Raw genomic sequence first — 645 nt, forward strand, 5'->3', positions numbered from 1 at the left:
CGGCCTGCCGCGTCGGGCAGGATCAGGGTGAGTTCACGATCGCACAGGTCCTGACCGCGCAGTCTGGGATCGGTCGCCTCCGGATGGGCCGTCGTCGCGATCAGGGCGAGACCCGGAGTGTCGACGGCCCGGCGCAATACATCGAGGACGAACGTGGACGCCGGTTCGGGCTCGGAGGGCAACAACGCGTCGACGTCGGTGATGAGCAGAACCCCGGAACCGGCGAGTTCGTCCACTGCCGCGGTGACGCGATCGACCCGGGCCGACGCCTCGAGCGCGCCGATCGACGGTCCGTCCAGCACGACGCATGCGCGTTCACCGACGACCGCGCGCGCCAACGTCGCCTTGCCGACCCCACCCGGTCCGGTGATCAACACCCCCAGATGCGGCGATGCGCCGAGCGTTGCCAGCAATTCCGACTCGTCCAACGCCAGCCGCAGCCACTCGGTCAGCTTGGCCGCCTGCGCGCTCACTCCCACCAGATCGGCTGCGCTCACTCTGGCCGCCGTGGCTTTCTGTGGCGCTGACACAGGTGCGGATGCCGAGGCAGCGACGGTGCCGGAGCCCCACCCGACCGCCGAATTGGGTTGCACACTCACCGGCTCATTCGACGGGTCGACGGCCGAGACCGTCAACAGCTCGGTG

1 protein-coding gene is annotated in these 645 nt (G+C 69.5%); it reads right to left on the reverse strand.

The features are described from left to right. Positions 1 to 645, reverse strand: a 645-nt coding sequence (locus A2J02_RS06160) for an AAA family ATPase (RefSeq protein ID WP_156516121.1), incomplete at both ends; no start/stop codon positions are given.

Origin of the sequence: Rhodococcus sp. EPR-147, from assembly GCF_001647185.1 — a bacterium.
In the GTDB taxonomy this organism is placed as follows: Bacteria; Actinomycetota; Actinomycetes; order Mycobacteriales; family Mycobacteriaceae; genus Rhodococcoides.